General features: G+C 45.2%; 17 protein-coding genes. 10 read left to right on the forward strand and 7 right to left on the reverse strand.

The features are described 5' to 3' along the window. Complete coding sequence (gene parC, locus AB4512_RS12480; protein WP_017067236.1) at nucleotides 1–2259, forward strand: DNA topoisomerase IV subunit A; 2259 nt, start codon at nucleotides 1–3, stop codon at nucleotides 2257–2259. 102 nt (nucleotides 2260–2361) lie between these two features. Here parC and degS read toward each other — a convergent pair whose 3' ends face one another. The 3 genes from degS to zapG form a co-directional block, all read right to left on the reverse strand. Continuing rightward, nucleotides 2362–3426, reverse strand: coding sequence for an outer membrane-stress sensor serine endopeptidase DegS (gene degS / locus AB4512_RS12485; protein ID WP_017061430.1), 1065 nt, complete (start codon nucleotides 3424–3426; stop codon nucleotides 2362–2364). Between the two features lie 158 nt (nucleotides 3427–3584). Next, nucleotides 3585–4940 carry a Do family serine endopeptidase gene (locus AB4512_RS12490; protein WP_017061431.1) on the reverse strand — a complete coding sequence of 452 codons (1356 nt, stop codon included), beginning with the start codon at nucleotides 4938–4940 and terminating at the stop codon, nucleotides 3585–3587. Between the two features lie 126 nt (nucleotides 4941–5066). Then, nucleotides 5067–5522: a Z-ring associated protein ZapG gene (gene zapG, locus AB4512_RS12495; RefSeq protein ID WP_017061432.1), complete on the reverse strand. Its 456-nt coding sequence runs from the start codon at nucleotides 5520–5522 to the stop codon at nucleotides 5067–5069. A gap of 219 nt (nucleotides 5523–5741) precedes the next feature. Between zapG and zapE the strand changes: the two genes are divergently transcribed. The 8 genes from zapE to sspB all read left to right on the forward strand — a co-directional run bounded on the left by zapE (nucleotide 5742) and on the right by sspB (nucleotide 12081). Further along, a complete protein-coding gene (zapE, locus tag AB4512_RS12500) occupies nucleotides 5742–6845 on the forward strand; it encodes a cell division protein ZapE (RefSeq protein WP_372174975.1) in 1104 nt (367 codons plus the stop codon). 247 nt (nucleotides 6846–7092) lie between these two features. Next, nucleotides 7093–7521 (forward strand): 50S ribosomal protein L13, encoded by a 429-nt coding sequence (gene rplM / locus AB4512_RS12505; RefSeq protein ID WP_010434689.1) that lies wholly within the window; start codon nucleotides 7093–7095, stop codon nucleotides 7519–7521. Nucleotides 7522–7534: 13 nt separating this feature from the next. Further along, complete coding sequence (rpsI, locus tag AB4512_RS12510) at nucleotides 7535–7927, forward strand: 30S ribosomal protein S9 (RefSeq protein ID WP_004740758.1); 393 nt, start codon at nucleotides 7535–7537, stop codon at nucleotides 7925–7927. 330 nt (nucleotides 7928–8257) lie between these two features. Then, entirely contained in the window at nucleotides 8258–8848 is a 591-nt protein-coding gene (petA, locus tag AB4512_RS12515; protein ID WP_017061434.1) for a ubiquinol-cytochrome c reductase iron-sulfur subunit, read from the forward strand. Then, nucleotides 8848–10113: a cytochrome bc complex cytochrome b subunit gene (locus AB4512_RS12520; protein WP_017061435.1), complete on the forward strand. Its 1266-nt coding sequence runs from the start codon at nucleotides 8848–8850 to the stop codon at nucleotides 10111–10113. Before petA ends, AB4512_RS12520 begins: the two co-directional genes overlap by 1 nt. After that, nucleotides 10110–10847 carry a cytochrome c1 gene (locus tag AB4512_RS12525; RefSeq protein WP_017061436.1) on the forward strand — a complete coding sequence of 246 codons (738 nt, stop codon included), beginning with the start codon at nucleotides 10110–10112 and terminating at the stop codon, nucleotides 10845–10847. The genes AB4512_RS12520 and AB4512_RS12525 overlap by 4 nt, the downstream gene beginning before the upstream one ends. A 97-nt stretch (nucleotides 10848–10944) precedes the next feature. Further along, on the forward strand, nucleotides 10945–11580 hold the full coding sequence (sspA, locus tag AB4512_RS12530; protein WP_009848943.1) for a stringent starvation protein SspA: 636 nt from the start codon (nucleotides 10945–10947) through the stop codon (nucleotides 11578–11580). Between the two features lie 6 nt (nucleotides 11581–11586). After that, nucleotides 11587–12081: a ClpXP protease specificity-enhancing factor gene (sspB, locus tag AB4512_RS12535; protein ID WP_017072808.1), complete on the forward strand. Its 495-nt coding sequence runs from the start codon at nucleotides 11587–11589 to the stop codon at nucleotides 12079–12081. Between the two features lie 91 nt (nucleotides 12082–12172). Here the strand turns inward: sspB and AB4512_RS12540 are convergent, their stop codons facing one another. The 4 genes from AB4512_RS12540 to AB4512_RS12555 are packed head-to-tail and all read right to left on the reverse strand — an operon-like array spanning nucleotide 12173 to nucleotide 15590. Continuing rightward, nucleotides 12173–12778, reverse strand: coding sequence for a BON domain-containing protein (locus AB4512_RS12540; protein ID WP_017059276.1), 606 nt, complete (start codon nucleotides 12776–12778; stop codon nucleotides 12173–12175). Between the two features lie 16 nt (nucleotides 12779–12794). Further along, a complete protein-coding gene (locus AB4512_RS12545) occupies nucleotides 12795–13385 on the reverse strand; it encodes a phosphoheptose isomerase (protein ID WP_004729817.1) in 591 nt (196 codons plus the stop codon). 2 nt (nucleotides 13386–13387) lie between these two features. Beyond that, entirely contained in the window at nucleotides 13388–13786 is a 399-nt protein-coding gene (locus tag AB4512_RS12550; RefSeq protein ID WP_017059277.1) for a YraN family protein, read from the reverse strand. Further along, the gene (locus AB4512_RS12555; protein ID WP_372174976.1) at nucleotides 13773–15590 is read right to left on the reverse strand and encodes a penicillin-binding protein activator; all 1818 of its coding nucleotides are present in this window, start codon (nucleotides 15588–15590) and stop codon (nucleotides 13773–13775) included. Before AB4512_RS12555 ends, AB4512_RS12550 begins: the two co-directional genes overlap by 14 nt. 61 nt (nucleotides 15591–15651) lie before the next feature. On the opposite strand from AB4512_RS12555, the gene rsmI reads away from it, so the two are divergent. Beyond that, the gene (gene rsmI / locus AB4512_RS12560; protein WP_372174977.1) at nucleotides 15652–16518 is read left to right on the forward strand and encodes a 16S rRNA (cytidine(1402)-2'-O)-methyltransferase; all 867 of its coding nucleotides are present in this window, start codon (nucleotides 15652–15654) and stop codon (nucleotides 16516–16518) included. Nucleotides 16519–16579: the final 61 nt, after the last annotated feature.

Genomic DNA, 16579 nt, shown 5'->3' on the forward strand with positions numbered 1-16579 from the left:
ATGTCTAACGAAATTACATATGATGGCGTTGAACAGCTGCCAATGCGCAAGTTCACCGAAGATGCCTACTTAAATTACTCAATGTACGTGATCATGGATCGTGCATTGCCGTATATCGGTGATGGCTTGAAGCCAGTACAGCGTCGTATTATCTACGCGATGTCTGAGCTAGGCTTATCGGCTGCATCGAAATACAAAAAATCAGCACGTACCGTTGGTGACGTATTAGGTAAGTATCACCCACATGGTGACTCTGCTTGTTACGAAGCGATGGTATTGATGGCGCAGCCTTTCTCTTACCGCTACCCATTGGTAGATGGTCAAGGTAACTGGGGTGCTCCTGATGATCCGAAATCGTTCGCTGCGATGCGTTATACCGAAGCCAAATTATCTAAGTTTGCTGAGGTTCTTCTAGGTGAACTAGGTCAAGGCACTGTTGACTGGCAACCAAACTTTGATGGCACGATGAAAGAGCCTCAAATGTTGCCTGCTCGCCTACCTCACATCCTACTTAACGGTATTACAGGTATCGCGGTAGGTATGGCGACCGATATTCCACCACACAACGTGCGTGAAGTCGCTAATGCAGCCATTCACCTAATTGATACGCCTAAGTCTGAGCTTTCAGACGTGATGGGTTTCATTCAAGGTCCAGATTACCCGACTGAAGCTGAGATTATCTCCCCGAAATCGGACATCGAAAAGATCTACCGTACTGGACGTGGCAGCATCAAGATGCGCGCGGTTTGGCACAAGGAAGGCTCTGATATTGTTATCACGGCTTTACCTCATCAAGTGTCAGGTGCGAAGTTACTTGAGCAAATCGCTAACCAGATGCGCGCTAAGAAGTTGCCAATGGTTGACGACTTGCGAGATGAATCGGATCACGAGAACCCAACGCGTATCGTTGTCGTTCCTCGTTCGAATCGTATCGACTGTGACCAATTGATGAGTCACCTGTTCGCGTCGACGGATCTAGAGAAAAACTTCCGCGTTAACTTGAACATGATTGGTTTAGATAATCGTCCTCAAGTTAAAGGCTTAGTTCAAATCCTGAAAGAGTGGATCGAGTTCCGTCGCACAACGGTTCGCCGTCGTTTGCAGTACCGTTTAGATAAAGTACTGGCACGCTTGCACATCTTAGAAGGTTTGCTTGCTGCTTATCTTAATATCGATGAAGTGATTGAGATCATTCGTACAGAAGACGAACCATGTCCTGTCCTAATGAGCCGTTTCAACATTTCTGAAATTCAAGCCAATGCGATTCTTGATATTAAACTTCGTAACTTAGCTAAGTTAGAAGAGTTTAAAATCCGAGCGGAACAAGAAGAGCTTGAAGCTGAACGTGAGAAGCTTGAAAAGCTACTCGGTTCAGAGCGTCGCTTGAATACGCTGATCAAGAAAGAAATCCAAGCAGATGCGGATAAATACGGCGATGATCGTCGTTCACCTCTGATTGAGCGCGCTGAAGCGAAAGCGCTAACAGAGCGCGACTTAGTACCAAGCGAACCAATCACGGTTGTGTTGTCTGAGAAAGGTTGGATTCGTCATGCCAAGGGGCATGAAGTTGACGCTGAAGGTTTGAACTACAAATCGGGTGATAAATTCTTAGCGAGTGCTAAGGGTAAGAGTAACCAGCAAGCGGTGTTCCTCGGCAGTGATGGTCGAAGCTACTCCCTTGAGTCACATTCATTACCGTCGGCGCGAAGCCAAGGTGAGCCAATTACAGGCCGCTTGAACGTCAGCCCAGGTACTTCTATTCGCCAAGTGGTGATGGGAGAGAATGAACAATTATGGTTAGTCGGTTCTGATGCAGGTTATGGTTTTGTTTGTAAGGGTAGCGATCTGCTGTCCAAGAACAAGAGCGGTAAAGCCTTGGTTAACTTGCCACAAGCTTCTGAAGTGATGATGCCAAGCCCTATTGCTGACTTGGACAGTAATCAGATTCTGGCGATTACTAACCAAGGTCGTATGTTGTTGTTCCCGATTAAAGATCTCCCTCAGCTGAGCAAAGGTAAAGGCAACAAGATCATCAACATCCCTTCTGCGAAAGCAAAAGAGCGTGAAGAGTTTGTCTCACATCTTATGGCTATCCCAGAGAATGCGACGCTGACTATCTACGCCGGTAAACGTAAGCTTGGTTTGAAACCTGCGGATCTTGAAAACTTCCGTGGTGAACGTGGTCGTCGTGGTGGTCTACTGCCTAGAGGACTACAGCGAGTGACTCGCATCGATATCGAAGAGCAAAGTGAATCGTAGAGATACTTGAAACAATCTTTAGATAAAAGAAAACCCAGCCTATGAGCTGGGTTTTTTGTACTTGTGTATTAGCAGCTTGAATCATTGCTTACAGATTTTGCTCTACAGGCGAGTATCTTCGGCGATGGTCACCTTTAAGGTTTTGCTTTCACCTTGGCGCAATATACCCACATCGATAACTGTACCAGGTCGCAGGTCGGTAACGATGTCCATTACACTCTGGCGACCATTTACTTGGTTATCGTTGATACTGACAATAATGTCTTGAGCTTCAAAACCCGCATCGGCAGCCGGACCATTAGGGTCTATCCCCAACACAACGATCCCGCCGATATTCTTAGTACCCAACATGCGTGAGGTGACTGAGTTGATGTCTTGTCCATCGATACCAATATAGCCACGAATCACACGACCATCGGCGATGATCTTTTCCATGATTTTATTAGCAAGCGGATAGGGGATAGCGAATGAGATCCCATAGGTTTCCATGTCGGTAGCTTGCTGGAAAGAGGCGGTATTGATACCGACTAGCTCACCTTGTGAGTTCACCAGTGCGCCACCTGAGTTACCTTCATTGATTGCCGCATCGGTCTGGATAAAGGCTTGATGGCCATCGGCACTGATCGAAGAACGGCCGGTTGCAGAGATGATACCAAAGGTTGTTGTTTGACCTAGGTTGTATGGGTTACCGATAGCCAGTACAACATCACCGACATTGGCTTTGTAATTAGGATTGAGTGGGATCACCGGTAGATTATCACCGCTGACTCTAAGTATCGCGATATCGGTGCGTTTGTCTGAACCGACAAGTTGCGCAGCTGCTACTCGGCCATCTTGAAGTGCCACAACTATTTGGTCTGCTTGAGCCACCACATGGAAGTTGGTAATGATGTAGCCTTTCTCGCTAACAATCACCCCAGAGCCCAAACCTTGTGTGAGCAGTTTGTTTCGATCGCTTTCAGCGTATTTACGGCTATAAATGTTAACCACTGCAGGCGCCGCGCGGCGAACTGCTTGGTTAAATGAAATCTGAAGAGAGCCAATATTATCGACTTTAGGGCTAGTGACGTCAGCGACAATCGCTGGTCTTAAGCTCGGGAAGGCGAGAAGAATAAGCGCCGCTGAAACGAGTCCAAGGGAAATAGAACGAAATAGAAAGGACAGCATGTTTCCCTCTTCAACAAGTAAGGTGTGAAGCCTCCATCAATGGATGACTGATTTGATTACAAGTGAAGCATAGCATTTTGATTGATCTAAAGAAAAGGGAGACTGAGTAAGTTTAAAGCAAACTTACTGAGCCTCCCTGTAATTGCGCTGACGTAAGACTATCGAATCACAAGATAGATAGTTCGGTCGCCTCGCTGGATATTAAGCGCCAGTACACCAGGTTGTTTTTCAAGAATCTCTCTAAACTCAGCAAGGTTCTTAACGGGCTGGCGGTTTACTCCGATGATGATGTCATCTTTCAGGAGTTGATAGGCTTCGGCTGGTGAACCTTGAGCAACATTCGATACCTTGACGCCCGTTGCAGAGTCACTCTCTGTTGTGTTGGTTAACTCAGCACCAGCTAGTCCTTCATGGAGCTTCTCAGCTTGTGTTTTATTATTGGTGGATTCACCAAGCGTCACATCAAAGGTTTTGCTCTTACCGTCACGAACCACACCCAGTTCAATCTGCTTACCAGCGCCGAGTGTTGCGACCTTAGCTCTTAACTCGCTGAAGGTATCAATGCGTTTGCCATTAATAGAGACAATAATATCGCCCGCTTTCAGTCCTGCTTTATCGGCTGCGCTGTCAGGGACGATTTGGCTAACAAAGGCGCCCTTGCTTGATTCATAACCGAGTGCTTCTGCCAATTCAGAGGTCACTTCTCCGCCTTGAACGCCAAGCATGCCGCGTTTTACTTCACCGAAGTCGAGAATTTGTTCTGTCAGGTTTGTCATCATATTAGAAGGGATTGCAAAGCCGATACCGACATTACCTCCGTTAGGGCCAAGAATGGCGGTGTTGATACCAATTAGCTCACCGTTAAGGTTCACTAGCGCACCACCAGAGTTGCCGCTGTTGATTGCTGCATCGGTTTGAATGAAGTTTTCAAAGTTTTCTAGATTCAGGCCGCTACGGCCGAGTGCAGAAACAATACCGGATGTCACGGTTTGCCCAAGTCCGAATGGGTTACCGATCGCGACACTAAAATCACCAACTCTTAGTTTGTCTGAGTCTGCGACTTTTATCTGGGTCAGGTTTTTGGCTTCTTCTAATTTTAGCAGTGCGATATCAGACATCTGGTCGCCGCCGATTAGCTCAGCATCGTACTCTCGACCATCATGCAGTTTTACTTTGATATCGTCCGCACCATTAATGACATGGTAATTGGTCACGATATGACCTTTCTCGGCGTCAATGATGACACCAGAGCCTAATCCGCGGAAGGGACGCTCTCGTGTTTGTTCTGGACCAAAAAAGAATTGAAATTGTTCAGGGATTTGCTGACGTTGTACCTGTTTGCCTTCTACGGCAATACTAACCACAGCGGGGGTCACTTGTTCAAGCATAGGAGCAAGGCTCGGTAATTGTTCATTACCCACACTTAATGGCAGTGCGGCTGTTGCTTTAATGGGGGTGATGATTGAACTTAAGCTTAAAGTTAGCACTGATAAAGCAAGCAAAGGTTTTTTCATCATAAACTCCTCTCTAGTTAAGGTCTTAACCCTCTTATACGTTTAATAAGTATGATAAGTTTCAAATGACCTGAGTGAAAGTTATGACTCAAAAACCTTTGTAAAGTTCACAGAAGTGTTAAATGTTTACGATGCTTTTGCTGTAACAACATCGGGAGCATTCATGATTTCTTTCTTCTGCTCTGTAAATAAACCGGTTGCGCCATTAGCGTAATCTTTCGGTTGTTCCTCAAGTGTCGCCTCTTTTACTGAAGGCTTCTCTTGTGGCTTGTCCGAATGGGCAGCGGCTGTTTTCACAAACGGGTTATCTTGCTCTGGCAGGTTAGGAATCAGCTCTGAGCTTGTTTTTTCCATGTGTTGGTACAGTTTTGTGTAGTCTTTACCTAATGTGTCCAACATTTCTGCTGATTTCGCAAAGTGATCAGCCAGCTCTTGTCGCTGCTGCTCAAGGGCAAACTTTGCGCTATCCAATTCTTTCTGTACGTTTTTTTGTTTTTTGTATTCAGGTGTCATGAGACGAGAAATAGCGACCCCTAAAATAACTCCGACTAGTAAACCGGCAACGGCATACATCCAAGGCATAACAGCTCCTTATTATTGTTTTTTAACATGTTTGTTACTGCTTAGTTACACGTGATACGGCTCCATGGTACTATGAGAAAGCCGCAGTATAAAGAGAAATGCGTGTGCGCTAGTTAGCAGTTTGATGCTGCATTATTCACCACATCACGTTATTCCTCGTACTGTTTGGGCTCATTTTTAGTTGTTGTCTGATATTGCTTTCATTGTGGAAATGTCGTCATGAATCCCATTAAAAAATACGAACAAGATATAAAAGAACATGGATTTCAAAGAGATCCAGCACAAGAGCAAGCCGTAAAATCTTTAGATGAACTCTTTCATCAACTTCAAGATTACATGAATACGCCCATTCCTCAACTGACTCGCTTCCAGAAATTACTAGGCAAAAAGCCAGAACTGCCACAATCACCGAAAGGTCTCTATTTTTGGGGTGGCGTAGGGCGAGGAAAAACGTACCTAATGGATACGTTCTATGATGCCTTACCGACCACTAAAAAAATGCGTGTTCACTTTCACCGCTTTATGTATCGAGTTCATGATGAACTAAAGGCGCTAGGTAATGTGAGTGATCCATTGCCTTTAGTCGCAGACAAGTTGAAGGAAGAAGCGGACATTATCTGTTTCGACGAATTCTTTGTTTCAGACATCACCGATGCGATGATCCTAGGAACCTTGTTCCAAGAGTTATTCGCTCGAAACGCTATCTTGGTTGCGACCTCTAATATTCCACCTGCGGATCTGTATCGCAACGGGTTACAGCGAGCGCGTTTCTTACCTGCCATCAAGCTCATTCAAGACAACTGTCATATCCTTAATGTTGATAGTGGTATTGACTATCGTCTACGTACCTTAGAACAGGCTGAGATTTACCATTACCCGCTAGATAGCCAAGCGAATATTAATCTCGAAAAGTATTACGCTCAGCTCGTTGGTGAAGATAAAGAGAAGCTTAAGCAGATAGAGGTTAACCACCGTCAATTAGATGTAGTCGAAGCGAGTGATGGCGTACTGCATGGCACCTTTGCTCAGCTTTGTCAGTCGGCTCGTAGCCAGAACGACTATATTGAGTTGTCTCGGGTTTATCACACAGTTCTATTGGCGGATGTATTGCAAATGGGCGCGACTTCAGATGACGCTGCGAGGCGCTTCATTGCATTAGTTGATGAGTTCTACGAGCGCAATGTGAAGCTGATTATTTCAGCGGAAGTGGAGCTAGAAAAGCTATACACCCATGGTCAGCTAGAGTTTGAATTTAAACGTTGTCAGTCGCGTTTAATTGAAATGCAGAGCCATGAATATTTGGCAAAAGAACACTTAAGTTAGCTTTGATTATCTCGAATAAGAAATAGAATTAAAAAAATCGTGATTTTGTTCAAAAAGAGGTGATTTTTTCTTCGCTCTTCTCTATAATCCTGCGACCTACCGTTACTGCGGGCCTCTAGCGATGAGTAAAATCACGTTATGCCAAGAGTTTTCCAACACTCGAAGGGGTGATGAATGGTAACTCTTAGACAGTGGGAATACGCGAGTATTCCTTAAGTGTAAATTTTTTAAATAGGTAATTATTAGCATGAAAACTTTCGTTGCTAAACCAGAAACTGTAAAACGCGACTGGTATGTTGTAGACGCTGAAGGCAAAACTCTTGGCCGTCTAGCAAGTGAAATCGCTTCTCGCCTACGCGGCAAGCACAAAGCAGAATACACTCCTCACGTAGACACTGGTGATTACATCATCGTTGTTAACGCTGAGAAAGTTGCTGTAACTGGTAACAAAGCTAAGGGTAAGGTTTACTACCGTCACTCAGAGTTCCCAGGTGGTCTTAAAACTATCACTTTTGAAAAGCTAATTGCTAAGAAACCAGAAATGGTTCTAGAACTAGCAGTTAAAGGTATGCTTCCACGTGGTCCTCTAGGCCGCGCGATGTACCGTAAGCTTAAAGTGTACGCTGGTACTGAGCACAACCATGTTGCTCAACAGCCACAAGTACTAGACATCTAAGGGGATTATGAAAATGGCAGAGAATCAATACTACGGCACTGGTCGTCGCAAAAGCTCAGCAGCTCGTGTTTTCATCAAACCAGGCTCTGGTGAGATCGTAATCAACAAGCGTAGCCTTGATGTTTACTTCGGTCGTCCAACTTCTCGTATGGTTGTTAAGCAACCTCTTGAGCTAGTTGAACTAACTGAGAAACTTGACCTTTACATCACTGTTTCTGGTGGTGGTATTTCTGGTCAAGCTGGCGCAATCCGCCACGGTATCACTCGCGCTCTTATGGAGTACGATGAAACTCTACGTCCTGCTCTACGTGCAGCTGGCTACGTTACTCGTGACGCTCGTTGCGTTGAACGTAAGAAAGTTGGTCTACGTAAAGCACGTCGTAAACCTCAATTCTCTAAGCGTTAATTTTTCTTTACGAAAAAGTACACGCCCCCAGTTTTACGACTGGAATTGTGGTTCAAAGCTCGGCTATATGCCGGGCTTTTTGTTTTTATACCCCCTCTAAACGCTTTCCCTTCCTCGTTTTATTTCCAAATTCTTATATTTTGAAAGCTTTTGTAACCCAATGTGCGCTTTGCCTCATGATTGTTACAAAAAGGTAGCTTTATCTTGTCAAAAAGTAGGGTTTTATTTATCATTTGCCGTCAATAAATAGAACTAAATACATATTTTGTTAGCCATGCTCTTTAATCGGAATTATTTCAATCCACAAGGAGCAAATGGGAGAATGTTTGGATGAGCAACGCGCCTTTAAATAACGGTCGCAGGCGTTTCTTAACCGCAACAACAGCCGTTGTTGGTGGTTTAGGAGCAGCTGCTGTAGCCGTGCCTTTTATTAAATCATGGAATCCGAGTGCCAAGGCGAAAGCTGCGGGCGCGCCGGTGGAAGTGGAAGTCAGTAAGTTAGAACCGGGACAAATGGTTCGTGTCGAGTGGCAAGGTAAACCTGTATGGGTTGTACGCCGTGCTGAGTCGGTACTAGAAAACCTAAAATCGATCGGTGGTCAACTTCGTGACCCTCAATCTGAAGCTGAACAACAACCAGAATACGCACAGAACGAGTTCCGTTCAATTAAGCCGGAATTCTTCGTTGCTGTTGGTTTCTGTACGCACTTAGGTTGTTCTCCAACTTACCTGCCGGATTCTTTTGCAGAACAAGTTCAGGGTGTTAAGTCTGGTTTCTTCTGTCCTTGTCATGGTTCAAAGTTTGATATGGCAGGTCGAGTATTCCAAGGCGTACCAGCTCCATTGAATCTTGTTGTACCAAAGCATATGTATTTGAGTGACACTAAGATCATGATCGGTGTGGACGAGGGAGACGCGTAATGCAAGGATTGCTTGATTGGGTAGAGAAACGTCTACCCGCGATGAATGCGTATAAAAAGCATTTATCTGAATACCCAATGCCTAAGAACTTTAACTTTTGGTACCTTTTCGGTTCTTTGGCAATGTTGGTATTGGTTAACCAAATCCTTACGGGTATTTGGCTAACAATGAACTACGTACCGTCAGGTGAGGGTGCATTTGCTTCTGTTGAATACATCATGCGTGATGTGGAATACGGTTGGCTACTACGTTACATGCACTCAACAGGTGCTTCGGCATTCTTCGTTGTTATCTACCTGCACATGTTCCGTGGCCTAATCTATGGTTCTTACCAAAAGCCTCGTGAGCTACTTTGGATCTTCGGTATGTTGATCTTCTTAGTGCTTATGGCTGAGGCTTTCATGGGTTACCTACTACCATGGGGTCAAATGTCTTACTGGGGTGCTCAGGTAATCATTTCTCTGTTTGGTGCGATCCCTGTTATCGGTGATGACCTAACGCTTTGGATCCGTGGTGACTACATCATCTCTGGTGCAACGCTGAACCGTTTCTTCGCACTGCACGTTATCGCTCTACCAATTGTACTTCTGCTGCTTATCGTACTTCACGTACTAGCACTGCACGAAGTGGGTTCGAACAACCCAGACGGTATTGAGACGAAACTTCCTAAAGGCACAATGGGCGACGACTACAAAACGCAGTTCCCATTCCACAAGGATTACACTAAGAAATACGACATCATTGACTCTATTCCTTTCCACCCATACGGGACCGTGAAAGATATGGTTGGTGTGGCCGGTTTCCTATTCTTCTTCTGTTATGTACTGTTCTTTAACCCAGAGATGGGTGGATTCTTCCTTGAGCCGCCAAACTTTGAAGCTGCTAACCCACTGAAAACACCAGAGCACATCGCTCCGGTATGGTACTTCACGCCGTTTTACGCAATTCTGCGTGCTGTTCCTGATAAGTTGCTAGGTGTTGTAGCAATGGGCGCATCTATTGTTGTGCTATTCCTACTACCATGGTTCGACCGTTGTAAAGTGCGTTCTTACCGTTACCGTAGCAAACTGCATTTGATTAACATCATCCAATTCACAATAAGCTTTATTGCGCTTGGTGTACTTGGTGCGCTTCCAGCAACGCCAACATACACGCTACTGGCTCAAATCTTTAGCTTAGGTTACTTCATGTTCTTCGTTCTACTGTGGTTCTACAGTAAAAATGAAGCGACGAAACCATTACCAGAAAGGGTGACATTCAAATGAAAAAGTGGATTGTAATTTTATTTGCTATGTTGCCGTCACTGGTGATGGCAGCGGGTGCAAACGTACCATTAGACAAAGCGAACAATGATTTAACAGACAAAGCTTCATTGCAAAATGGCGCTAAGATGTTCATGAACTACTGTTTCGCTTGTCACTCAACGCAGTACCAGCGCTATGAACGTGTTGCGAATGATTTAGAGATCCCCGTTGATCTTATGAAGGAAAATCTGATTTTCGACCCTGAAGCGAAAATCGGTGACTTGATGGTTAATGCTATGCCTTCTGATCAAGCGGCAAGTTGGTTTGGTGCTCCGCCACCAGACCTAACATTGGTTGCTCGTGTTCGTGGCGCAGACTGGCTGTACACTTACCTTCGTACTTTCTATGAAGATCCGTCTCGTCCATTTGGCGTGAACAACATTGTTTTCCCAAGCGTTGGTATGCCGCACGTTCTTGAAGAACTGCAAGGTATCCCAACACCAATCTACGATACTCATATGGTAGATGGCGAGGAAGTGACGGTTGTTGTTGGCACTGAGACTGACGGCTCTGGCGAATTAAGTGCTGGTGAATACGACGAAGCAGTTCGTGACCTTGTTAACTTTTTGGTTTACTCGGGCGACCCAGTTCAACTTGAGCGTCACGCTATGGGTTGGTGGGTAATGGCCTTCTTAGTAATCTTCACTATCATCGTGATTTTGCTGAAGAAAGAGTATTGGCGTGATGTGCACTAATTGTGCTATAATACCGTGCTAATTCCCAAATTATGTTAATGTTCAATGGAGGCTTTAGGCCTCCATTGTTTTTATTTAAAGTGTACTGGAGGGCTCCATGGCTGTAGCTGCCAATAAACGTTCTGTAATGACTCTTTTCTCAAGTGCTTCTGATATGTATAGCCATCAGGTGCGCATCGTTCTTGCTGAAAAAGGCGTAAGTGTTGAAGTTGAGTTGGTTGATGAAAAAAATCTACCAGCAGAGCTTGTTGAACTGAACCCGTACAAATCAGTACCTACTCTTGTTGATCGTGAGCTTGCTCTATATGACTCGAAGATCATCATGGAATATCTAGATGAGCGTTTCCCTCATCCACCGTTGATGCCTGTATACCCGGTTGCTCGTGGTAACAGCCGTCTAATGATGTACCGCATTGAGCGTAACTGGTATTCAGTTGCAGAGAAGATCGTTAAAGGCAACGCTGAAGAATCTGAAGCAGCTCGCGTTAAACTGCGCAACGACCTACTGACTCTTGCTCCTATCTTCGCTGAGTATGAATACTTCATGAGCGAAGAGTTTAGCCTAATTGATTGTTACCTAGCTCCGCTATTATGGCGTTTACCTGAGCTTGGTATCGAACTAATTGGTCCTGGTTCTAAAGAGCTTAAGATTTACATGAACCGCGTATTCGAACGTGATTCATTCCTAGCTTCTCTAACTGAAGCTGAGCGTGAGATGCGACTCGTTCGCTAAGCGTTTATGGATATTTCTAATATGACTCCACGCCGACCATACATGCTTCGTGCATTTTATGAGTGGCTGGTTGATAACGAACTAACTCCACACCTTGTTGTTGAAGCAACATTACCGGGTGTGCGAGTTCCAGAAGAGTTTGTTCAAGATGGTCAGATCATTCTGAACATCGCGCCTCGTGCGGTTGGACAACTTGAACTGGGTAACGAAGCTGTGACGTTTAGTGCTCGCTTTAGTGGTCGTCCACACTCTGTGATCGTTCCGCTTTACGCAGTACAAGCGATTTATGCTCGTGAAAATGGTGCTGGTACCATGTTTGAACCTGAAGAGGCTTACATGGAAGCGTTTGAAGAAGGGATTGAAGAAAGTCCTTTTGAAGAACCAGAAAAAGGCCCATCTTTGAGCGTAGCAACGGCAGACGTAGATGCTGAAGAGCCAGACTCAGATCCTGAGCCACCTCGTCCAGCGAAAGGTCGCCCAAGCCTTCGTGTTATCAAATAACGTTAGTTAAATAACGAACCAAATAAAAAAGCAGCGACTCGTCGCTGCTTTTTCTTTTCTGCTATATAGCATTCAATTGACTGGCTTAAGGCTAGTTAACAGCCGTCTCTTCTTCACCATATTCAAACGCTCGAATGACCTGTTTTACGCCAGAGATGTTACGAGCAACTTCTGTTGCGATATCGGCATGCTCTCGAGTCACGAGTCCAAGCAGGAATACTTCTGAATCCTCAGTAATCACTTTTACTTTGATGCCGTTAAGCTCAGCATTCGCAAGCAGAGCTGATTTCACTTTAGTGGTAATCCAGCTGTCTTTACTAATAGCACTTACAGACAAAGGTTCTTTCACTCGAACCTGATTGTGGATGCTCTCAACGCCAGCCACTTCTTTGGCTTGGTTTTCAAAAGCGCGACGTTCTGAATCTGTGGTTGCTTGTCCCATCAATACCACCGAACCTCGGTACGAGCTTGCGGTGACACGTACGTTGCCACGGAATGGTTGTTTATTGGTAATCGCTGCGACTTCAAATTCGATGTTGTTGTCGTTCCAAATCTCTTTGGTTGTTCGCGTATCCGTGACTAGGTTTGCAGTAGTTGCAGCACCAGCAATGAAAATGCCAGCACAACCAGACAGAGACAGTGTAAGTAGCGAAACACTAATCAGCTTAAACAGCCTCATAGAGGTTAATGATTTCATTGTGATGCTCCGTATATCACTCTTCGTGAGCAGGGAAGAGTACTTGATCGATTAGGTCACATAGGCAGTGTAGTGTCACCATGTGTACTTCATGAATGCGCGCTGTACGGTGTGAAGGGATACGAATCTCTACATCGTGTTCACCAAGCAAACCTGCCATCTCACCACCATCTTTACCGGTAAAGGCGATAATTGTCATGTCGCGAGTTACCGCCGCTTCCATTGCCTTGATGATGTTCTTGCTGTTACCACTAGTCGAGATAGCCAACAGGATATCGCCAGTTTGACCAAACGCACGTACCTGCTTAGAGAAGATCTCTTCATAGTGGTAGTCGTTAGCCACAGCCGTTAGCGTGGTGTTATCTGCTGTGAGTGCCATTGCTGGAAGGCTAGGGCGCTCTGTTTCAAACCGGTTGAGTAGGCACGATACAAATTGCTGAGCATTCGACGCCGAACCACCATTACCACAACAAAGGATTTTGTTTCCGTTAAGCAAGGTCGCAACCATTGCTTGAGCGGCATGCGTGATTGCGTCAGGCAGAGCTTCTGCAGCCGCAATTTGGATTTGAATACTTTCTGTGAAACTTTCTTTAATGCTGTCTAGCATGTTTATCCTTGGGTAATCGCGTTTTGAATCCAGTCGATAGTGTCATTCGGCCCTTCAATGGCAACAATATCAAACCTGAAATCTGTAGAGTGCACCGACAAGCCTTGCTGCATAAGCCAAACATTGGCTGTTTTGAGCAGTTTCTGTGACTTCTTGGCAGTCACCATTTCAGCGGCATGTCCGTAGCGGGTTTGCTTGCGGTATTTTACCTCAGCAAACACAACCGTATTGTTATGGCGCATTATAAGATCAATCTCGCCACATTTTGCTATGAAGTTTTCTTCTATTAACGATAAACCGTGGTTAATCAGATAAGATTTTGCCACGGCCTCGTATTTATCACCCACTTGTTTGTGGGTGATGGTTGGTTTGGATAGGAACTTTCGGCTAAAAAGCCCCATGCTCTGCCCAGCTGATTTCACGTTGAACCACACAGTTGTTATCGATGGTTAGCACACCCGTTTCACCTGGAATGCTGTAACCCTGTACGGCTTTCATCTGTGGCAGTGCATCCATTAGGTAGTATGCATCCATTCCCAGTGCTTGCAGACGCTTTTGGCCGTTTGAGTGTGCAGGCCATAGGTCGTTTAGCTCTTTATTAAGCTCGTTTTTGTTCTCAACCAATAGTGGGATGTCGCTGTAGAACACGCCGGTTAGGTCTTCATACTGCTTATCACCGCTGTTGCTGCGTGAGTTTGAGAAAAGAGCGGGCTGGCTAGCATCAGGGTTAATTGCAACTTCAATGAAGGGTTTGATTAGCGTTAGCTCTGAGTTCTTAGCCACAATGTAGACAGAATCGATATCACGACGGCTGCGTGGCTCTGTTTCTAGGTCTAGGTTCAGTAACCCATCCATTTGAGCGATACGTTGTTGGCTCTCTTGCAAGCCAAATACCTGATTCACATTACGTTGCAGTTGGCGTTTGTCAGAGAACAAGCTGATAGCCACATCGTTGCTGCTGTATTTTTTCCACTCTTCTTTAAACGCTTGCTCAACACGCTCACCTAAACGTCCTCTTGGCGCAAGGATAAGCGGATACTTGTAGCCTTGAGCAAATAGGTGTTTCGCTGCCTGAGCAACTTCTTGTTCAGGCGATAGAGCGAGATAGCAAATATTGGTATCAGGTTCTAGTTGCGTTGGAATGTTCAGAGCTAAAGCTGGAATCGAATTCTCGTGGTTTTTCTGCGCTTGCTGAAGCTTAGTAATGTTGCTCTTGATCAGCGGACCCACAATGAAATCAACGCTGTTCTCTTCCAGTGTCGCTTTAATCTCAGCAGCACTTTGCACGTTGGTATCCATTACTGTCAGCGTTGCATCTTCTTCGCGTTCTTTGTCGTTCATCATCGCAAAGATGAAGCCATCACGTACCAGTTGTGCTTGCTTACCGTATTTACCCGTTAGCGGCAGTAATAGTGCAGTGCTGGTTGGCTTGCTGATCTCTAGCGCCAAGATGTCAGTGATCGCCTGAGGTGTATATGTTGCTGCTGGGTGCTGAGAATTCTCTGCTAGCCAATCAGACAGGGTTTCCTGCAGGTTTGGAAGGTTTGAATTCAGCGTCTTCATGTAAATCGCCAGCTGTAACCAACCTGCAAGAACGTCTTCTGTAGGCGACGTCTTAAGCTCTAGAATCTCATATTGAGAGTAGCTATTTAGGTTCTGCCAAATACGGTCAGCAGCTTGTTGTTGGAGCTCGTCGTCAGCGTCTAGATATTCTGAATAAAGAACTAACTCACGGCTTGCTTCAAAATACTCGCTTTGCATTTCAGAAATGTTCGCGCGTAGCTCGTGATAATCTTTCCACTGCTCGTTCGGAAGTTTCCACCAAGGCTGGAAGTTCAGTTGGCTATAAGCTTGTTCAGGCTGCGAGTTATTCACCAACAGTTTAGCGCGAGCTAATTGCCATTCCGCTTGTTGCGTTTCGCTCAGCTCTTGTTTTGCTAAGCGTTTAATAAGCAGAGTTGCTTGATCGGTTTTTCCAGCTTGCACAGAAGCCTTAAGCGCCATGATTAACCAGTCGTTTTGTAGACTTCCTTTGCTACTATCCGCTTGCATCATGTAACTTTCAGTTGATTGCGCTGGATCTAGTGTAATATCAACGCTCGTTGGTGCTTGAGGACCTGAAGAACAAGCCGCCAATGTAATTGCTAATGCAATTGGAGTTAGTAAGCGTGGTACACTGAGTCTCTTATGGTTCATCGTTGCCATGAGTTCTTTAAATTCCGTATAAATTTGTATCTATATTAATCGTTGAAGTGATGGTAAACAAATGACAGATAACAAAACCTTGCTCACAGAGAGCCCAACTCTCTACATTGTGCCAACCCCAATCGGAAATTTGGGAGATATCACTCAAAGAGCAATTGAAATTTTATCAAGTGTCGATGTTATTGCAGCCGAAGACACACGCCACACGGGTAAGCTGCTTGCTCACTTCAATATATCAACCAGAACGTTCGCTTTACATGATCATAATGAACAAACTAAAGCGCAAGTTCTAGTCGAAAGGTTATTAGAAGGTCAGTCTATCGCATTAGTCTCTGATGCGGGTACTCCTTTAATTAGTGACCCAGGTTACCATCTTGTCTCACAATGTCGTCAAGCGGGTGTGAGAGTTGTGCCACTTCCTGGTGCTTGTGCTGTGATTACCGCGTTGAGTGCTTCTGGTTTACCGTCAGATCGTTTCAGTTTTGAGGGCTTCTTGCCACCAAAGAGCAAAGGTCGTAAAGACAAGTTCTTAGAGATCTCAAAGGCAGAGCGCACATGCATTTTCTATGAATCACCACACCGTATTTCAGATTCTCTACAAGATATGCTCGAGATTCTTGGCCCTGACCGTGAGGTTGTATTGGCGCGTGAGCTAACCAAAACCTTCGAAACCATCCAAGGGCTGCCACTTGGTGAACTTATTGAGTGGATTGAAGAAGACGCGAACCGTAAACGCGGTGAGATGGTGTTACTGATTCACGGCCACCGTGAAGAAGCGAGCACAGAACTGCCAGACGAAGCGACTCGCACACTAGGCATTCTAACCAAAGAGCTGCCTCTTAAAAAAGCGGCGGCGATGACGGCAGAAATCTACAATCTGAAAAAGAACGCGTTATACAAATGGGGCCTAGAGCATCTAGACCACTAGAAACCTCTTTATAGAGTAGCTAACCTGTATTGAAAAGCTTGTGAGGAGTGATGGTATTGCC

The sequence above is a fragment of the Vibrio sp. 10N.222.52.B7 genome (genome assembly GCF_041474275.1).
Lineage (GTDB): Bacteria > Pseudomonadota > Gammaproteobacteria > Enterobacterales > Vibrionaceae > Vibrio > Vibrio crassostreae_C.

Bases quoted from the DNA above. Each gene is read 5' to 3' on its own strand.
- rplM (WP_010434689.1), top strand. From the start codon at position 7,093: ATGAAAACTTTCGTTGCTAAACCAGAAACTGTAAAACGCGACTGGTAT.
- rsmI (WP_372174977.1), top strand. From the start codon at position 15,652: ATGACAGATAACAAAACCTTGCTCACAGAGAGCCCAACTCTCTACATT.
- rpsI (WP_004740758.1), top strand. From the start codon at position 7,535: ATGGCAGAGAATCAATACTACGGCACTGGTCGTCGCAAAAGCTCAGCA.
- AB4512_RS12525 (WP_017061436.1), top strand. From the start codon at position 10,110: ATGAAAAAGTGGATTGTAATTTTATTTGCTATGTTGCCGTCACTGGTG.
- AB4512_RS12540 (WP_017059276.1), bottom strand. From the start codon at position 12,778: ATGAAATCATTAACCTCTATGAGGCTGTTTAAGCTGATTAGTGTTTCG.
- zapE (WP_372174975.1), top strand. From the start codon at position 5,742: ATGAATCCCATTAAAAAATACGAACAAGATATAAAAGAACATGGATTT.
- petA (WP_017061434.1), top strand. From the start codon at position 8,258: ATGAGCAACGCGCCTTTAAATAACGGTCGCAGGCGTTTCTTAACCGCA.
- zapG (WP_017061432.1), bottom strand. From the start codon at position 5,522: ATGCCTTGGATGTATGCCGTTGCCGGTTTACTAGTCGGAGTTATTTTA.
- degS (WP_017061430.1), bottom strand. From the start codon at position 3,426: ATGCTGTCCTTTCTATTTCGTTCTATTTCCCTTGGACTCGTTTCAGCG.
- AB4512_RS12550 (WP_017059277.1), bottom strand. From the start codon at position 13,786: ATGGGGCTTTTTAGCCGAAAGTTCCTATCCAAACCAACCATCACCCAC.
- sspB (WP_017072808.1), top strand. From the start codon at position 11,587: ATGGATATTTCTAATATGACTCCACGCCGACCATACATGCTTCGTGCA.
- parC (WP_017067236.1), top strand. From the start codon at position 1: ATGTCTAACGAAATTACATATGATGGCGTTGAACAGCTGCCAATGCGC.
- sspA (WP_009848943.1), top strand. From the start codon at position 10,945: ATGGCTGTAGCTGCCAATAAACGTTCTGTAATGACTCTTTTCTCAAGT.
- AB4512_RS12520 (WP_017061435.1), top strand. From the start codon at position 8,848: ATGCAAGGATTGCTTGATTGGGTAGAGAAACGTCTACCCGCGATGAAT.
- AB4512_RS12555 (WP_372174976.1), bottom strand. From the start codon at position 15,590: ATGGCAACGATGAACCATAAGAGACTCAGTGTACCACGCTTACTAACT.
- AB4512_RS12490 (WP_017061431.1), bottom strand. From the start codon at position 4,940: ATGAAAAAACCTTTGCTTGCTTTATCAGTGCTAACTTTAAGCTTAAGT.
- AB4512_RS12545 (WP_004729817.1), bottom strand. From the start codon at position 13,385: ATGCTAGACAGCATTAAAGAAAGTTTCACAGAAAGTATTCAAATCCAA.